This is a genomic window from Neisseria sicca, from assembly GCF_017753665.1.
GTDB lineage: Bacteria > Pseudomonadota > Gammaproteobacteria > Burkholderiales > Neisseriaceae > Neisseria > Neisseria flava.
This window is the reverse complement of the sequence record NZ_CP072524.1, coordinates 710,231-727,846: the sequence shown is the minus strand read 5'-3', so window position 1 is coordinate 727,846 and position 17,616 is coordinate 710,231. Positions and strand designations below refer to the sequence as shown.

General features: G+C 53.1%; 13 protein-coding genes. 10 read left to right on the top strand and 3 right to left on the bottom strand.

What is annotated here, in order from left to right:
- Positions 1 to 49: 49 nt before the first annotated feature.
- From J7445_RS03420 to ruvB, 8 genes are all read left to right on the top strand, one after another.
- Positions 50 to 1,819, top strand: a complete 1,770-nt coding sequence (locus J7445_RS03420) for an ABC transporter ATP-binding protein/permease (protein ID WP_209283138.1) — start codon at positions 50 to 52, stop codon at positions 1,817 to 1,819.
- A gap of 129 nt (positions 1,820 to 1,948) precedes the next feature.
- On the top strand, positions 1,949 to 3,259 hold the full coding sequence (locus tag J7445_RS03415; protein ID WP_209283137.1) for a DUF2130 domain-containing protein: 1,311 nt from the start codon (positions 1,949 to 1,951) through the stop codon (positions 3,257 to 3,259).
- Positions 3,260 to 3,402: 143 nt separating this feature from the next.
- A complete protein-coding gene (locus J7445_RS03410; RefSeq protein WP_070613159.1) occupies positions 3,403 to 3,810 on the top strand; it encodes an NfeD family protein in 408 nt (135 codons plus the stop codon).
- Positions 3,811 to 3,849: 39 nt separating this feature from the next.
- On the top strand, positions 3,850 to 4,809 hold the full coding sequence (locus J7445_RS03405; RefSeq protein ID WP_003743103.1) for an SPFH domain-containing protein: 960 nt from the start codon (positions 3,850 to 3,852) through the stop codon (positions 4,807 to 4,809).
- Positions 4,810 to 5,002: 193 nt separating this feature from the next.
- Entirely contained in the window at positions 5,003 to 6,238 is a 1,236-nt protein-coding gene (locus J7445_RS03400; protein WP_070656133.1) for a multifunctional CCA addition/repair protein, read from the top strand.
- A 10-nt stretch (positions 6,239 to 6,248) separates the two neighbouring features.
- Entirely contained in the window at positions 6,249 to 6,743 is a 495-nt protein-coding gene (locus J7445_RS03395; RefSeq protein ID WP_244969501.1) for a hypothetical protein, read from the top strand.
- Positions 6,744 to 6,950: 207 nt separating this feature from the next.
- Positions 6,951 to 7,259, top strand: a complete 309-nt coding sequence (locus tag J7445_RS03390; protein WP_070656123.1) for a hypothetical protein — start codon at positions 6,951 to 6,953, stop codon at positions 7,257 to 7,259.
- Between the two features lie 71 nt (positions 7,260 to 7,330).
- Complete coding sequence (gene ruvB / locus J7445_RS03385) at positions 7,331 to 8,362, top strand: Holliday junction branch migration DNA helicase RuvB (RefSeq protein WP_070512247.1); 1,032 nt, start codon at positions 7,331 to 7,333, stop codon at positions 8,360 to 8,362.
- A 117-nt stretch (positions 8,363 to 8,479) separates the two neighbouring features.
- Here ruvB and J7445_RS03380 read toward each other — a convergent pair whose 3' ends face one another.
- Together J7445_RS03380 and nadE are read right to left on the bottom strand one after the other, a co-directional pair.
- Positions 8,480 to 10,504 carry a site-specific recombinase gene (locus tag J7445_RS03380; protein ID WP_209283136.1) on the bottom strand — a complete coding sequence of 675 codons (2,025 nt, stop codon included), beginning with the start codon at positions 10,502 to 10,504 and terminating at the stop codon, positions 8,480 to 8,482.
- A 156-nt stretch (positions 10,505 to 10,660) separates the two neighbouring features.
- On the bottom strand, positions 10,661 to 11,452 hold the full coding sequence (gene nadE / locus J7445_RS03375) for an NAD(+) synthase (protein WP_209283135.1): 792 nt from the start codon (positions 11,450 to 11,452) through the stop codon (positions 10,661 to 10,663).
- Between the two features lie 475 nt (positions 11,453 to 11,927).
- On the opposite strand from nadE, the gene J7445_RS03370 reads away from it, so the two are divergent.
- Positions 11,928 to 13,955, top strand: coding sequence for a BCCT family transporter (locus J7445_RS03370; RefSeq protein WP_070656129.1), 2,028 nt, complete (start codon positions 11,928 to 11,930; stop codon positions 13,953 to 13,955).
- Between the two features lie 382 nt (positions 13,956 to 14,337).
- Here the strand turns inward: J7445_RS03370 and J7445_RS03365 are convergent, their stop codons facing one another.
- Positions 14,338 to 16,809 carry a heavy metal translocating P-type ATPase gene (locus J7445_RS03365; protein WP_070656121.1) on the bottom strand — a complete coding sequence of 824 codons (2,472 nt, stop codon included), beginning with the start codon at positions 16,807 to 16,809 and terminating at the stop codon, positions 14,338 to 14,340.
- Between the two features lie 419 nt (positions 16,810 to 17,228).
- Between J7445_RS03365 and J7445_RS12335 the strand changes: the two genes are divergently transcribed.
- Positions 17,229 to 17,354 carry a hypothetical protein gene (locus J7445_RS12335; protein ID WP_003742273.1) on the top strand — a complete coding sequence of 42 codons (126 nt, stop codon included), beginning with the start codon at positions 17,229 to 17,231 and terminating at the stop codon, positions 17,352 to 17,354.
- Positions 17,355 to 17,616 lie beyond the last annotated feature (262 nt).

Below are 17,616 nucleotides of genomic sequence, written 5' to 3'. Positions count from 1 at the left end.
AGGGTTTCAGACGACCCCTGCCCACTGCCTGCCTCAAGAGACAACGCACATGCAAAAATGGCAAACCGAGCTTTATTCCACGCCGTCTTGGCTGTTACAGACCTTATTGATGGTCGCCGCCGCATCGGCGGTGATTCTGTTTTTGGCACGCGAAACGCGCTTCGGGCGCGAGTTCGCCTATATCCTGCGGCTGTGCCTGACGCCGAAAAGCGCGGTCAAAGTCTTGCTGCTGATTACGGCGATGATTGCGCTGCTGTTAACCGAAGTGCGGCTGAATGTATTGAGTACCTTCATGTCCAAAGGGCTTTACGACTCGATGCAGGATTTAAACGCCTCCGCGTTTTGGATGTTTGCAGCGATGAACGCGGGCGTGGTGTTGGTGCGGGCGTTTAACAACGTCGTCAACGACTTCCTTGATCAAGGCTTGGCGATTAAATGGTCGGAGCGGCTCAACGAAGTGCTGACGACGCGCTGGCTTGCCGACAAAAACTACTACCGCCTGCAAATGCGCCGCCATGCGCCGGACAATATCGACCAGCGTATCCAACAAGACGCGCAGGATTTCATCGCCTCGACCATAGAATTTGTGCGCGGCATGGTCAATTCGGTCGTTACCTCGCTGGAGTTTGCCGTTGTTTTGTGGGGCTTGGCGGGCATCCTGACCGTGTTCGGCTTCGACATTCCGCACGGCATCGTTTGGTTTGTCTATATGTTTGTAATTTTGGCGACCTTTATCGCCATGTGGATAGGCAACCCGTTGATTCGTTACAACTATGAAAACGAAAAGCTCAACGGCGACTACCGCTACTCCCTCATCCGCGTGCGCGACCACGCCGAAAGCGTGGCGTTTTACAGCGGCGAACAACACGAACACGACCAGCTTGCCGACCGCTTCAAGGCCATCATCCGCAACCGTTGGCGCATCGCCCGCCAAAGCGTCTGCTTAAGCGGCTTTAATGATATGTTTACCAACGGAATCAAGCTCTTCCCCATTATTTTGCAAGCCCCGCGCCTGTTTGCCGGGCAAATCAAAATCGGCGACATCCAGCAGACCGTCCAAGCCTTCGCCCGACTGCAAAACGCCCTGTCCTTCTTTCGGATGTTCTACAACACATTCACCGCCTACCGCGCCCGACTGGAACGTCTGTACGGATTCTTGCTGAGTACGGAAGAACAACACAGCGCGCAGCAACCCGACATTACCGAAGTTTCAGACGACCTCTCGCTGGAAAACGTCGCCCTGTTCCGCCACAACGGCGAAATCCTGTTGAGCGGCATCAACGTCAACCTCAAAAGCGGCGATTCCCTGCTGATACGCGGCCCGAGCGGTTGCGGCAAAACCTCGCTGCTGCGCGCGCTGGCGGGGCTTTGGCCGTTCGGCAGTAGCGGTAAAGTCAGCCGTCCGCCGCATCAAGACATCCTCTTCCTGCCGCAACGCCCGTACACGGCGCAAGGCAGCCTGCGCGACGCGATTTGTTATCCCAACATCGACAAACAGCATCCCGAACTAGCCGAAGCCATGAATACCTGCCGCTTAGGTTATCTCATTGATAAACTAGACAAAACCGACGATTGGCAACACAAGCTCTCCCCCGGCGAACTGCAACGCGTCGCCTTCGTCCGCGCCCTGCTCTCGCAGCCCAAAGTCATCCTGCTCGACGAAGCCACCGCCGCCTTGGACGAACCGACCGAAGCCCTGCTCTATCGCGCCTTAAAGCACAAACTGCCGCAGAGCATCATCATCAGCATCGGCCACCGCAGCACGCTCAACGAGTTTCACGATTTCTGCCTTGATGTCGGCAACGCAGCTTGCGATTGAATGTAAAGCGACGAGGTCGTCTGAAAACCCGTGAGGGTTTCGCCAAAACGAGCGCAGCGAGTTTTGCTAAAACTTTTTCAGACGACCTTTCTGCTAAAATCCCACTCTCAAACAAAAGGGAAACCCGCCATGCACGAAATCAAATGCCCGCACTGCCATACCGCGTTTACCGTCAACGAAGCCAGTTACGCCGACATCCTGAACCAAGTCCGCACCCAAGAATTTCAAACCGAAATCCACGAACGCCTGCAACAGGCGCAGATGCAGTTTCAAAGCGATATGCAGCTTGCCCAAGCGCAGGCGCAAAATCAGTTCGACAAAATCCTAGCCGACAAAAACCACGAAATCGCCGCCCTGTCCAACCAAATCAACGCCTACGAAAAAGACAGCAAACTTGCCGCCGCCGAAATCGAAGGTCGTCTGAAAGCGCAAATCGCCGAGCAAGACAAATTAATTGCAGAACTGAAAGCGCAGGCAAAATCGCTGGAAACGGCGAAAAACATGGAAAAAGAGCTAGAAATCACCAAAGCCGTTGCCGAAAAAGAACGCGAATTGGGCAATCTGAACACCCAGCTCATGCTGCAAACCAAAGAAAACCAGTTGGAAAAACAAAGCCTGCGCGAAAAATACGAAGCCGAACTCAAACAAAAAGACGAAACCATCGCCTTCTACAAAGACTTCAAAGCCAAACAGTCCACCAAAATGATAGGCGAAAGCCTCGAGCAGCACTGCGAAACCGAATTCAACCGCATCCGCACCACCGCCTTTCCCCAAGCCGTCTTCGGCAAGGACAACGACGCCAAAACCGGCAGCAAAGGCGACTACATCTACCGCGAAACCGACGAAGAAGGCAACGAAATCATCTCCATCATGTTCGAGATGAAAAACGAAAACGACGAAACCGCCACCAAAAAGAAAAATGAACACTTTTTCAAAGAGTTGGACAAAGACCGCAAAGAAAAAAACTGTGAATACGCCGTCCTCGTCTCACTTTTGGAAGCCGACAGCGACCTCTACAACAACGGCATCGTCGATGTGTCTTACGCCTATCCGAAAATGTATGTCGTGCGCCCGCAGTTTTTCATCCCCATCGTCTCCCTGCTGCGCAACGCCGCGCTCAATTCATTGAAATACAAACAAGAATTGGCACAAATGCGCGCGCAAAACATCGACATCACACACTTTGAAGAAGACTTGGACAAGTTCAAAACCGACTTCGCCCGCAATTACGAACTCGCCAGCCGAAAGTTCCAAACCGCCATTGACGAAATCGATAAAACCATCAGCCACCTGCAAAAAACCAAAGAAGCCCTGCTCTCTTCAGAAAACAACCTGCGCCTTGCTAACAACAAAGCGACCGACCTTACCGTCAAAAAACTGGTGCGCAAAAACCCGACCATGAAGGCCGCCTTTGCCGCGTTGGAGAAAAAAGAGGATTGAGGCTCATGTGAAGTAAAGGTTGTCTGAAAGCGACCTTCCCCGTTTTCAGACGACCTTTCCCGAGTCAAAGCCGTTTGAATATTTCCCGCGATACGGCTATGATGAACCCTGTCCCTACACATTGATAATGAGAGGAATCCCGCATGACCGCTTGGTTTATTGCCGCTGCCGCCGTCCTGATTGTCGAGCTGTTTGTCGGCACCGTGTATCTCTTGGTGGTCAGCGCGGCTTTGTTTGGTGCGGGTTTGGTGTATTGGCTGACTGGTGATACTTCGATTGCCGTTGCTGCGGCAGCTGTTTTGTCCGCCGCCGGTATCTGGCTGGTACACGGCAAGTTCAAAAAAACTGCGCCCCGCCAAGAATTGAATGATGATTTGGACATCGGACAGACCGTTCATATCCTCCAGCGCCTTCACGGCGATTGTTATGAAGTTTCTTATCGGGGGACGCGCTGGCAGGCGCAGGCTGAAAATGCCGATGCCGTTCAGACGACCTCTACCGCCGTGATTACCGGTAAAAACGGTAATGTTTTACTCATTCGTTTGAATTGATTCAGTAATCCGCCCTGTTGTGATCTAAAAGGAAAAACAATGGAATTTCTATACAGCTTCCCCGTCATCCTGCTGATTGTCGTCGTGATTTTCGGCTTCAAGTCGTTTATCGTGGTGCCGCAACAGGAAGTTTACGTCGTCGAACGCCTCGGCAGATTCCACAACGCTTTGACTGCCGGTCTAAACATCCTGATTCCTTTCGTTGACCGCGTCGCCTATCGACATTCGCTCAAAGAAGTGCCTTTGGACGTTCCCAGCCAAGTTTGTATTACCCGCGACAACACTCAGCTTACCGTTGACGGCATCATCTATTTCCAAGTAACCGATCCAAAACTCGCTTCCTACGGCTCCAGCAACTACATCATGGCGATTACCCAGCTCGCCCAAACCACGCTGCGTTCGGTTATCGGTCGCATGGAGTTGGATAAAACGTTTGAAGAGCGCGACGAAATCAACAGCATCGTCGTTTCCGCGCTCGACGAAGCGGCAGGCGCATGGGGCGTGAAAGTATTGCGTTACGAAATCAAAGACTTGGTTCCGCCGCAAGAAATTCTGCGTTCTATGCAGGCGCAAATTACCGCCGAACGTGAAAAACGTGCCCGTATCGCCGAATCCGAAGGCCGCAAAATCGAGCAAATCAACCTTGCCAGCGGTCAGCGCGAAGCGGAAATTCAACAGTCTGAAGGTGAAGCGCAAGCCGCCATCAACGCGTCGAACGGTGAAAAAATCGCCCGCATCAACCGCGCACAAGGTGAAGCCGAAGCCTTGCGCCTGGTTGCCGAAGCCAACGCCGACGCCATCCGCAAAATCGCCGAGGCTGTCCGCGCAGAAGGCGGCTCCGAAGCCGTCAACCTGAAAGTTGCCGAGCAATATGTCGAAGCATTCAGCAATTTGGCAAAAGAAAGCACAACTCTGATTATGCCTGCCAACGTGGCTGACATCGGCAGCCTGGTTTCAGCCGGACTGAAGATTGTCGACGGCAACAAAGCGGCAAAATAAACCTTACGTTTTGCCATAAGGTCGTCTGAAAACGAGTGCAATGCGTTTCGCTAGAATAAAGAGCGAATTTCGCCAAACCGTTTTTCAGACGACCTTTATTCACATGATGGCAGACAGAATGCCCATCTGACCATGCTTCAAGACATTCTGATTGTTACCAAAGACCAATTCAATGACTCAGAAAACACACACCATCAAAACCTACCTCGTCGGTGGCGCCGTCCGCGATTATCTTTTAGGTTTGCCCGTCAAAGACCGCGACTGGGTGGTCGTCGGCGCTGACGCACAAACCATGCTGGCACAGGGCTTCCAGCCGGTCGGCAAAGATTTTCCCGTGTTCCTCCATCCCGAAACCCACGAAGAATACGCCCTCGCCCGTACCGAGCGCAAAACCGCCAAGGGCTACGCCGGTTTCAGTTTCCACGCCGACAAAGACGTTACGCTGGAGCAGGATTTGATGCGCCGCGACCTGACCATCAACGCAATGGCGCAGAATTCAGACGACCTCATCATCGACCCTTTCGGCGGACAACAGGATTTGGCGGCAGGTATTTTGCGCCATGTTTCGCCCGCTTTTGCCGAAGACCCCGTCCGCATCCTGCGTACCGCCCGCTTTGCCGCGCGCTACGGGTTTGAAATCGCCGAAGAAACCATGAAGCTGATGCGGCAGATGGTGGAAAACGGCGAAGCGGATGCTTTGGTTGCCGAACGCGTCTGGCAGGAGTTGGCGAAAGGTTTGATGGAAAAAAATCCCAGAAGGATGATTGAAGTATTGCGCCAATGCGGTGCGCTCAAAGTCTTGCTGCCCGAAGTCGATGCCCTCTTCGGTGTGCCGCAACGCGCCGACTATCATCCCGAAATCGACAGCGGCATCCATACCCTGATGACGCTGCAACGCGCCGCCGATATGGGGCTGAGCCTGCCCGAACGCTACGCCGCTCTGCTGCACGATTTGGGCAAAGCCAAAACCCCGCCCGACATCCTGCCCAAACACCACGGACACGACCTCGCCGGCGTCGAACCCGTGCGTGAAGTCAATCAGAAGCTGCGCGTGCCGAGACACTGCGCCGAGCTTGCTGAACTTGTCTGCCGCTGGCACATCATGTTCCACCAAGTCGGGCAGCTCAAAAGCAAAACCATTCTGAAGGTTTTGCAAAAAACCGACGCTTTCAGACGACCCGAACGCTTCGCCGCCGCCCTGAACGTCAGCATTGCCGACAAACAAGGTCGTCTGAACCGCGAAAACGCCCCCTACCCGCAACGCGCGCACTGGCTCGCCCTGCTCGAAGCCGCCAACCAAGTGGATTCAGGCAAAATCGCCGCCGAATGCCGCGCGCAGGAAAAAGCCCACCTTATCGCCGAAGAAATCGACCGGGCGCGGTTGGCAGAAATTACTCCTTTGCAAAAAGCGTATCAGACAGAAAAATAGGAAGCTCTTAATGACATCTTCACGTTATAAAATCGAACGCGCGCCCGACGGCATTACTGTGTCTGCTCGTGTTGTACATGACTCTCAGGAAATCGGTTTTACCGCTCTATTTCTTATATTTTCCTTTGCTATTACATGCATCGCGCCGTTTTACCTTGAAGAGCATTATTTCACTGATCCAATAATAATTCTTATCCATATACTTTTTACTTTCTACCTAGTCGGCTCACTGGTTTACAGCCTTCTCTGGCAACTTTTCGTACGTGAAAACATCAAGATCCGTAACCATACCCTGTCTCATGGATACACCTTGTTCTCCATTGGACGTTGGCGTAGTTTTCCGCTATCAGAAATTTCCGAATGGCAGTTTCGTGACAATATTCCCAAAGCTCCTGTTGCAAGAGGAAGGGAAGCTAAGTACCCAAACAAAAACTACTACCAAAATGGTATAAAACAACCAAAAAACGATATCCCCAATATCTTACATATCCAAAAATGCAAATAAGGCGCATGGTCTTTCGATTATCAGGAAAAAACCATACTTATCGGCGATTTTTTTGACAGCCGTGATGCTCAGATAATCAATACTGAATTGAACAGGTTTATCCCAGCATCCGCTAAAGCCCGTCAACTTTCAGACGACCTTTGAAACAGCCGCTGCCATATCCGCTATAATCTGCTTCTCAGTCATTCCGTTCCAAACATAAAAACCATGACCCTACAAACCGATTTATTGCCCAAAATCAACAACGAAGATTACCAACGCCTCATCCTCAAACACAGCGTAGAATTCAGCGAAGGCGAAATCCGCCTGCTGAACGAAATCCTTGAAAAATTCAGCTTCGATGTCGTTCAGGCGCAGGCATTGGCGCAGGCGGTGATGCAGCAAGTGCGCTTCGACCCCAACGCCTACCACATCGACAGCGACGACGAAGACACCACAGGCATCTGCCCCCACTGCATCAACCCGCCCATGCCGCCCCTGCGCGATTACCTCGTTTGGCGCGAAACACGCGGCTGAATCCCTTTCAAAAAGGTCGTCTGAAAACAGCAAACCGCTTTTCAGACGACCCCGAACCCACCGGAAAACCCATGCTGCAAACCGACAACCTGACCGCCGCCCAGCCCCAGCGCATCATCACCGCACAAAGCATCTCCCCACAGGAAGAGCTGCTCGAGCGCGCCCTGCGCCCTAAAACGCTGGACGACTATATCGGACAAGACAAAGCCAAAGAACAGCTCGCCATCTTCATCCAAGCCGCCAAAAAACGCGGCGAAGCCCTAGACCACACTCTGCTCTTCGGCCCGCCCGGACTGGGCAAAACCACATTGGCGCACATCATCGCCAAAGAGCTGGGCGTCAACCTGCGCCAAACCAGCGGCCCCGTCCTCGAACGCGCCGGCGACCTTGCTGCCCTTCTGACCAATCTTGAGCCGCACGACGTATTGTTCATCGACGAAATTCACCGCCTCAGCCCTGTCGTCGAAGAAATCCTCTACCCCGCGCTCGAAGACTACCAGCTCGACATCATGATAGGCGAAGGCCCTGCCGCCCGTTCCGTCAAAATCGACCTGCCGCCCTTCACGCTCGTCGGCGCAACCACCCGCGCAGGTATGCTGACCAACCCGCTGCGCGACCGCTTCGGTATCGTTGCCCGTTTGGAGTTTTATCAAAATCAGGATCTTGCCACGATTGTTAGCCGTTCCGCCCAATTACTGCAACTCGACATGGGTGAAGAAGGCGCGATGGAAGTCGCCAAACGCAGCCGAGGCACACCCCGCATCGCCAACCGCCTGCTGCGCCGCGTTCGCGATTTTGCCGATGTGAAGAACAACGGCGTCATTGATGCCGCCGTCGCCGATGCCGCTTTAAGCATGCTGGATGTCGACGCGCGAGGTTTGGACGTCATGGACAGAAAATTCCTCGAAGCCATCCTGCACAAATTCAGCGGCGGCCCCGTCGGTCTTGACAACGTTGCCGCCGCCATCGGTGAATCCACGGACACCATCGAAGACGTTATCGAACCCTACCTTATCCAACAAGGTTTCCTGCAACGCACCCCGCGCGGCAGAATGGCGACCGAACGCGCCTACCTGCACTTCGGCTTGAAAATGGAAAAATAAGCGTATTGAAATAAAGAAAGGTCGTCTGAAACCGGATTTTTGGTTTTCAGACGACCTTTTTGTATCCATTCAAATGGAAGACTTGAGTAAGAATAAAGGCAAGGCTGTTCTTACAAGCTAGTGTTTGTCCTCACCCTCTTTGGCAGTATCTTTCCCGCCGTCTTTATCTGTCTGAACCGGCGCCACTGGGAAAAACAATATCAGCGGGTTGGCTTTAATCTGCTGCCAGAAACTTTTGCACAAATTGCCGACGCTGCCGATTTTCGTGCCGCGCGAACGCAGGGCGACGAAGAGGGCGAGGGTGAAGCTGACGATGAGGTTGACCAAGCCGATGGCGAGGACGCTGCAAATGCCGAGCATAAATGTACCAAAGCCGACATTGCCGCTGACGGCGGCATAGCCGAGGTTGGCGGAGGAGAAGGCGACATGGCGGATGTCCAGCGGCAGGCCGAGGAGGTGTCCGAAGTAGCCGGTCATGCCCAAGAGCATACCGAAGATGAAGTTGCCGGCCAGCGAGCCGTAGTGTTTGTGGATGTAGGCGGCGAGTACGCGGCGGGGTTTGGGGCGCATGATTTTGCGCAATAAGGGATTGAAGGGCAGGCGTTGGCGCAGGTTGAGATAGTCGGCGCGGTTGTCGAAGAAGCCTGCGATGATGCCGGAACAGAACAGCCACAAGCCCGCAATAGCGGCATACCATAGGGTCGGATGATTGATGATGTCTATGGATTTGAACTGGTAGGCGGTGGTGTGTGCATCGAGTATGGGCTGTTGGTACAGATGGGCATAGCCGAACGATATGGCGCACGCCAAAAGGATGGCGATGGAAACGTTGCCGAAGACGGCGACGCTTTGGGAGCGGCATACGTCGATAAGGAGCTTGGCGAGTTTGTTGTCCACTGCTTTGCCGCCTTCGTTGAGATCGACTTGTTCGGCGAAGCTGGCGGCGGTCATGGCAGGCTGTTTGGTGGCGACGGTACAGTGCAGCATATGGATGATCATGAAGCCTATGCCGTAGTTTAGCCCTGCTAAAAAAGAAGTCACGAAGGGGCTGAAGCCGAGTGAGCCGATATGGATTTTATACAGCGCCATTAGGGCGATAATGACGCCGCCGCCTGCCGCGGAGTAGAACATTTTGAAATATTCTTTGCGGTTGCGGGTGATGTAATGCTCTCCGTGGTGGCTTTTGTTTTCGGTAATGCTGCGGGCGAGCATACGGATGCTGCTGCGGCGCAGATGGCGGGTGCTGTATTGCTCGACCGCGGCGTAGATGAGGGAATTCATCAGGGTAATGGTGAGGCGGTTGCGGTTGCCGGCATCGGTTTGGATGTCGGTGAGCAGTTTCAGACGACCTATGGTCTGCTGGAGCCGTTCGAGCAGGTGGGCGACTTTGACGGACGAGCCTGAGCCTGCGCCCGTTCCTTTGCGACGCAGATAGTCAATTTGCTTGCTGCACTGGTCGAACATGACTTCGAGGTGTGCGGTGTCGTAAGGGCTGGTGTCGTTACGGTAGTGTTCGACCATTTTGGCGGTTTCGCGTTGGAGGGCGACGAAGGGCGAATCGGCTTCGAGCAGGCGCGGGGCGATGCGGATAAGGTCGGGCTCGAGGGCTTCGGACGCAATCCAAATGGCGAGCATTTCGATGGCGCGCAGGCGAGCGTCAACCAACTGGCGGCAGGCGTTTTGCAGTAAGGTGGGATCGACGCTGGTGCGGATAAGGTCGTACAAGCTCAACCATTGGCGGATGCTGAGGGTTTGCAGCCATCTGTCGTCGTTTTCCGAATGGAAAAGATAGAGGAATACTTCGCGCAGGTTAGCGAAGTCTTTATAGGACGGGCTGAAGCGTTCGTATATGCGTATGCCCATCTCGCGGGTAAAACTGTGGCGCGAGAAGATGCCGAGTTTGATCAGCGCGGGATAGATATGGACTTGCGAAAGCCAGTGGTAAAAACGACCGCTGAAGTTTTTTGCGAGTGCTTCGTCTTGTTTGAGCGTGGCGATAATCAGGTCAAAACGTTCTTCCGCCTGTTTTTTGCCGCCGCGCCGCAGGAATTTGATTAAGGCATTGAGAATAAGGACGAAATCGGTATCGGTCAGGCTTTTGGAAAGTAGAGGATGTAGATTTTGGTGAGTAATTTTTTCCATTGCAGTATTTTTACACAAAACGGCGGGTTTGATAAGTTCGGGTAATTTATGCAACCTGCTGTAAGCACATTCGATATTTTGGAGCAATATTTGACGATTTCAACCCTCTTTGTTTTGAAAAGGTCGCCTGAAAACCGGTTTCAGACGACCTTTTGCTTATTTCAGCATCTCTTCGGGAATTTTGCAGACGGGAATCGGATTGACTTTGTGTTGCATGGCTTTGTGCAGGCGGGTGTAAATTTCCAAGACTTCGCGCTGCCTGCCTTCAAATTCTTCGGGGCGGTGCGTACCGTAAACGCCCATCGCCCATTCCAGTTCGGGATAGCTTGCGCCCATCTGTTCTTCGTCCGTGCGCTCGGTATCCCAAAGTCCGTCGGTCGGCACGGCTTTTTGGATGGACTCAGCGATGTCCAGTTCGGCGGCAATTTGATAAATCTGAGTTTTGGTCAAATCGGCAATCGGGTTGATGTCCACGCCGCCGTCGCCGTATTTGGTGAAAAAGCCTACGCCGAAATCTTCGATTTTGTTGCCCGTGCCGGTAACCAGCAAACCGTTTAGCTGCCCATAATAATAAAGCGTCAGCATCCGCAGGCGGCTGCGGGCGTTGGCAAGCGCGAGCTGTTTGGCGGGGAACTCGGTTTCATCGACCTCGACACCGGCGGCAAAGGTATCGAAAGTCGGCGTCAAATCCACACGCATCCCGCTGACGTTGGAAAACGCCTGTTCCAACCGGCGGATGTGTTCCTGCGCGCGGCTGACTTGGTCGGCTTTTTGGCGGATGGGCATTTCAAGTAGAAGGACTTTCAACCCCGTCCGTGCCGCGATGGCGGAAACGACTGCGGAATCGATACCGCCGGAAACACCGACGACAAACCCTTTGGCGTGTGCGGCGGCGGCATAGTTTTTCAGCCAGTCGGCAATATGGCGGATAACGGCTTGGGTCTGCATAGTCAGGCTCCTGATTTAAAGAGGGAATCATACCCGATTTTGAGAGGCAGCGGCATATGGACGGGTCGTCTGAAAATCAACTTCACAGCTTTCAGACGACCTTCCACCTGTTTTTATCGGCAATAAAATCTTACTGAGATTTCGCAAAACCTTTCCCAATTTGAAACAATCCCCTGATTTTGTTATTATTCCTTCAAACAAAGAAATAATCATCATCCATTTTGTCTCATCCGGCTCTCATTACGGCTCATTCATCTGTGCGTTTTTACTCCCTTTTCCCCTTGTTTTTTTCATCCGGCAGGACGGTTTAAACGCCATTCGTTTTTTGTCTGCGTTTTATAGTGGATTACCAAAAATCGGGAAAGTCTCGGACTCTGTCCGACAGACCATGTTTTATTCCCAGTTTTTGTTAATCAACCATATACAGCCTTGCGCCCGTATCCGCCTGCCTCACCATCTCAAAGGAGGTCAAGGTTTGTCTTTATTTCATTTCTTACGCAACCGCTCTTCGTTCAATCCCTTCGTCGTTTCCGTTACGCTGTCCTTCGTGCTGCTGGTCATCGGCATCGCACTTTTGATTCCGCAGCAGGCTGAAACCGTCCTCAATGCCGCCAAAACGGGCATTTTCAAAAACTTCAGTTGGTTTTACATCTTGGCGTTTTCAGCCTTCTTCTTCTTCCTGCTCGCACTTTCGGTCAGCAGCTTCGGCAACATCAAGCTGGGCAGCAACGAAGAAGAGCCTGAATTTAGCTTTTGGTCTTGGCTCGCCATGCTGTTCGCGGCGGGTATGGGGGTCGGGTTGATGTTTTTCGGCGTCGCCGAACCGCTCACCCACTATCTGTCCCCAATTACCGAAGGCGGCAGCGGCGCAAGGCAGCAGGATGCGTTGCTCCACACCCTCTTCCACTGGGGCGTACATGCCTGGTCGGTTTACGCCGCCATGGCGTTGGCGCTCGCCTATTTCGCCTTCCGCTACAAACTCCCGCTTTCCCTGCGTTCCTGCTTTTATCCGCTGCTAAAAGAGAAAATCGACGGTAAGGCAGGCGACATTATCGACATACTCGCGCTGGTCGCCACCCTGTTCGGCATCATCACCACGCTCGGTTTCGGCGCGGCGCAGTTGGGTGCGGGCTTGGCACAAATCGGCTGGATAAGCGAAAACACTTTTTCCGTACAAACCATCGTGATTTTCGCCGTCATGGGTTTGGCGGTTGCCTCCGCCGCCTCCGGCATAGGTAAAGGCGTCAAAATGTTGAGTGAGATGAACTTGACCCTTGCTTTTGTACTGATGGTCTTCGTCCTCGCTACTGGCCCGACCCTCCACCTGCTCTCCGCCTTCAACGACAACCTCGGTACTTACCTGAGCAACCTCATACAACTCAGTTTCAAAACGTACAGCTACGAACAAAACCACACCGAATGGTTCGGCGGCTGGACCATCTTATACTGGGCATGGTGGTGTTCTTGGGCGCCTTTCGTCGGACTCTTCATCGCCCGCATCTCGCGCGGACGCACCATACGCGAATTTATTTTTGGCGTTTTGGCAGTTCCTTCCTTGTTCTGCGTCATCTGGTTCACCATCTTCGGCGACACCGCCATCTGGATTAACGACCACACCGCAGCAGGCGCACTCGGCGCATTGACCGGCACGCCTGAAAAACTCCTCTTCCGCTTCCTCGAATACCTCCCCCTGCCGACCCTCACAGGGCTTGTCAGCCTCATGGTCATCGCCCTCTTCTTCATCACCTCCGCCGACTCCGGCATTTACGTTCTCAACAACATCGCATCCCGCGACAAAAGCCTGACCGCCCCGCGCTGGCAGGCAGTGATGTGGGGGCTGTTGATGTCTGCCGCCGCCATCGTCCTTTTACGCTTCGGCGGGCTGCCCACCCTGCAAACCATGACCCTCATCGTCGCCCTGCCTTTCGCCATGCTCATGCTGATCATGTGTTTCAGCCTATGGCGCGGATTAAACGCCGACCACAAATACTTCACGACCGCCGTCACCCCCTCCAGCGTCTATTGGAGCGGCGACAACTGGCAGGACAGGCTCGAGCGTATGCTGAACCAAACGCAGGAACAAGACATCCTCAAATTCCTCAAAACTACCGCCCTGCCCGCCATGCGCGAACTGGGCGAGGAGCTGTCCGACAAATACGGCCTGAGCGTCAACATCCAAACCCACTTCGACCGCGAAGAGCCTGCCGTCGAATTTACCATCCACAAAGAGTCCCTGCGCGACTTCATGTACGGCATTAAAACCATCAAGCGCGAAGTGTCCGAACAGCTTATCAAAGACGGCCACCTCCCGCATATCCGCCACAACACGACCTACGAACCCTACACTTACTTCTTCGACGGCCGCAGCGGCTACGACGTGCAATACATGAACCGCCGCGAACTCATCGCCGACATCCTCAAGCAGTACGAGCGTTACCTCAACCTCCTGACCAATGTCGGACAAGAACTCATGTCGCACCAGCAAACCGAATTGGCGGAATAAGTTTTGTTTGAATAAGTTGCAATAAAGGTCGTCTGAAAACAGATTTCCCGTTTTTAGACGACCTTTCTTCATGCGTTCAAATCAAACCACACATTCCATCTACAACCCAATCGTAGCGTGGGCTTTGCCCACGAAAAACGCTGCCCAACCTGTCTTTAAAACCCCAAATAAAAACGTCGTCTGAAAACCCAAAATCCGGCTTTCAGACGACCTTTCTTCATGTGTTCAAACAAACCACACGTTCCATCCACAATCCAACTGTAGCGTGGGCTTTGCCCACGAAAAACCATCGCCCAATCCATTTTTAAAAAAACCAAATAAAAAACGTCGTCTGAAAACCCAAAATCCGGTTTTTCAGACGACCTCTTTCTTCACTAACTAACTATTTTCTTTTCTTCAACAATCTCAACGCGTTGCCCACGACAAACAGCGAGCTGATGCTCATGCCTAATGCGGCGATCCAGGGTTTGACGTAGCCTAAGACGGCGAGCGGGACGGCGATGATGTTGTATGCGCTTGCCCAGGCGAGGTTTTGGCGGATGATTTCGCGTGTGCGGCGGGCTTGGGCGATGGTGGCGGGCAGGATGTTCAAATCGTCGTTGAGCAAGACCAGATCGGCGCCGTCGCGTGCGACATCTGCGCCTGCTGCGACGGCGGCGGATACGTCGGCTTGGGCGAGGACGGGGGCGTCGTTGATGCCGTCACCGACCATCAAGACTTTTCTGCCCTGTTTCTGCAAGTCTTCCACATAGGTGAGCTTGTCTTCGGGCGAGGCTTCGGCGCGGTAGGTGTCCAAACCGAGTGCCTGCGCAACTTGTGCGACGGCATTTGTACGGTCACCGCTGAGTAGGTGCGTGCGGATGCCTTGTTGTTTGAGGATGTTGAGCATGGCGGCGGCGCTGTTTTTGATTTGGTCTTCGAGCAGGAAGACGGCTTGAAAACTGCTTTGGTTGCCGAGAAACACCATGCTGCCTGCGTGTTCGATGTTGGCGGCTTCGTCAGGCAACACACCGGCTATTCCGGCGACGAAATCGGCGCGACCCAATGCCCAAACTTGGGTTTCGCCTTTATAGGTCATTTGCGCGCTGACACCTTGTCCGATACGGTTGACGCGTTGGGAGACTGTGTATTCGGGCGCAGGGGCGGGGTCGTCTGAAAGCGTGTGGTTCAAGATGGCGCGGGCAATGGGGTGTTCGGATTGATATTCTAGGGCTTGTGCGGCGGCGAGTGCTTCTTCTGTTTTTAGACGACCTAAGGGGATGATTCGGCTGACGGAAAGTTGTCCTTTGGTCAGCGTACCGGTTTTATCGAACACGACATCGTCGATTTGGGCGAGTGTTTCGAGGCTTTGTTTGCCGCTGATTAACACGCCGTCGTCGGCAAGCGCGCCTGTGGAGGCGGCAAGCGCGGTCGGCGTGGCAAGCGATAGTGCGCACGGGCAGGTAATGACCAGCAGCGCGACGGTAATCCACAAGGCGGTTTGCGCGTCGGCATACCATGCCCAGCCGATGAAAACGGGGATGGCAAGCAGCAGCTCGCCGAACACGAAGCTGGAGGCGTATTTCTCGGCAAGCTCGGCGGCGCGCGGTTTTTGGGCGAGCGCGCGGTCGAGCAGTTTGACGATGTGCGACAGGCGCGTGTTGTTGCCGGTGCGGTCGGTTCGGATAACAAGCGGGCTGCCCGTGTTGAGCGTGCCTGCGGTAACGTTTTCAGACGACCTTTTAACGACGGGCAGGCTTTCGCCCGTCAGCATGGCTTCGTCCACTTCGCTCTCGCCGGACAACACCGTGCCGTCCACTGGGATAACTTCGCCGGGCTTGACGACGATCACGTCGCCCGCCTGAAGCTGTACAACCGCCGCTTCTTCGATTTCCTCGCTGTCGGGATAAGACGGAAGACGGTGGCAGAACGCGGGAACGAGTTTCACCAGCCGCTCCGCCGCATCTCCTGCCCTGCGCCTTGCGATTTGTTCCATAAACCGCCCGCCCAACAGGAAAAACAGCAGCATGGCGATGGACTCGAAATACATCCCCTGCCCCGCGTTGACGGCGAGACTGTAAATACCCGCGACAAAGGTCATCACGACCGCAATCGCAATCGGCGTATCCATGCCGACGCGGCGGTTTTTCCAATCGCGCCACGCGCCGCGGTAAAACGGCAACGCGCTGTAAAACACGACGGGCAGCACCATCAAAAAGCCGCCCCAGTGCAGGATTTCCAAAAACAGCGGCTCAATGTCGCCGCCGTAAAGATACGTCGGCACGGCAAACATCATCGTCTGCATCATGCCCAAACCCGCCACCGCCAGCCTGACGATAAACTGTTTGCGCTCTTTCTGCGCCTGCGCCTCGACTTTTTGCGCATCATAAGGCGCGGCGGTATAACCCGTTTTACGGATTTTCAAAAGAATATCCGACAGCGCGATTTTGCCCTCGTCCCACACCACGCGGCAGCGGTGCGTACTGTAATTCAAATCCACGCGCACCACGCCCGCCGTCCGTAAAAGCTGCTGCTCAATCAGCCATACGCACGCCGCGCAGGTAATGCCGCCCAGCATCAACACCGCCTCGCGTTCATCCCCTTCCCCGACCTCGACAAAATCCGCCTGCACTTCGGGCAAATCGTACAATTTCAGTTGCGACAACACTTCCGGCGGTGGCAATTCGGATTTTTCCGCGTCGGCGGTACGCTGTTTGTAATAATTGCCCAAACCTGCATCAATAATGCTCTGCGCCACCGCCTGACAACCCGCGCAGCAGGTTTCATGGTCTTCATTTTCGTAGCGGACGGTCAAATGGAGGTGTTCGGGGACTTCCAGACCGCAATGGAAACAGGTTCTTTCCGTTTGATTCATAATATGTGCCTAATGGTGTGCCGGCAGATGGTTTGCCGTTTCAAACTTGGATTTAAAATGTTTAGAAATGTAAACTTTATTAAAGTGTCGCTTTTTAGCAGATTTTTAAAAATATTTTACAAAACGTTTATTTTAAAACAATTTGCATATTTTTATTACTTTTATTTATATTTTTCAATAATATAACCGCTCATCAACAGACGAACGGTTACGTTCTGATACCGCATATCGTGCGAATTTACCGATTATTTTAATGTAAAAATGGAACTTTTTTGAAAAAACGTACTACATTTTTGTTGACCGACTCAATTTGAAGCTGCATACTATGCGCATATTCCGTACAAACAGTGCGGTAAAAAATACAAAACATTACGCTTTTACACAAAAATTTCCATTAACTACTTACTCGGGAAAACATCATGATTGACCGCCTGCTACCTATTTTTGCCGTTATCGGCATCCTGTCCAGCGTCGCCTACCTGAGCTTGGCGGCATGGATGATTTACGAAAACGTTATGAAAAAACGCCGCCTCCTTCCTTTCTAAGCGGTAAACCCTTTAAACGGCCGTTTGGAAATAAAGATAAACCCTCCCTGATTTATCTTTGTTTTCCAAACGGCCTTTATTTTTCAGACGACCTTTTGAAACACACGGCGGCAAACGATGATCGAAATCGAAATTTGACCCGCCGCCCTTTCTATAGTGGATTAAAATAAAAATGAGACAAGGCGTCAACGCCCGCCGTGTACGGGTAGTACATAAGGGCGTTGGCAACGCCGTATCATTGCAATTTTAATCCACTATATAC

Excerpts from the sequence above, each read along its gene's own strand:
- J7445_RS03380 (WP_209283136.1), bottom strand. The coding sequence starts at position 10,504 with ATGGAAAAAATTACTCACCAAAATCTACATCCTCTACTTTCCAAAAGC.
- nadE (WP_209283135.1), bottom strand. The coding sequence starts at position 11,452 with ATGCAGACCCAAGCCGTTATCCGCCATATTGCCGACTGGCTGAAAAAC.
- J7445_RS12335 (WP_003742273.1), top strand. The coding sequence starts at position 17,229 with ATGATTGACCGCCTGCTACCTATTTTTGCCGTTATCGGCATCCTGTCC.
- J7445_RS03390 (WP_070656123.1), top strand. The coding sequence starts at position 6,951 with ATGACCCTACAAACCGATTTATTGCCCAAAATCAACAACGAAGATTAC.
- ruvB (WP_070512247.1), top strand. The coding sequence starts at position 7,331 with ATGCTGCAAACCGACAACCTGACCGCCGCCCAGCCCCAGCGCATCATC.
- J7445_RS03365 (WP_070656121.1), bottom strand. The coding sequence starts at position 16,809 with ATGAATCAAACGGAAAGAACCTGTTTCCATTGCGGTCTGGAAGTCCCC.
- J7445_RS03395 (WP_244969501.1), top strand. The coding sequence starts at position 6,249 with ATGACATCTTCACGTTATAAAATCGAACGCGCGCCCGACGGCATTACT.
- J7445_RS03420 (WP_209283138.1), top strand. The coding sequence starts at position 50 with ATGCAAAAATGGCAAACCGAGCTTTATTCCACGCCGTCTTGGCTGTTA.
- J7445_RS03405 (WP_003743103.1), top strand. The coding sequence starts at position 3,850 with ATGGAATTTCTATACAGCTTCCCCGTCATCCTGCTGATTGTCGTCGTG.
- J7445_RS03415 (WP_209283137.1), top strand. The coding sequence starts at position 1,949 with ATGCACGAAATCAAATGCCCGCACTGCCATACCGCGTTTACCGTCAAC.
- J7445_RS03410 (WP_070613159.1), top strand. The coding sequence starts at position 3,403 with ATGACCGCTTGGTTTATTGCCGCTGCCGCCGTCCTGATTGTCGAGCTG.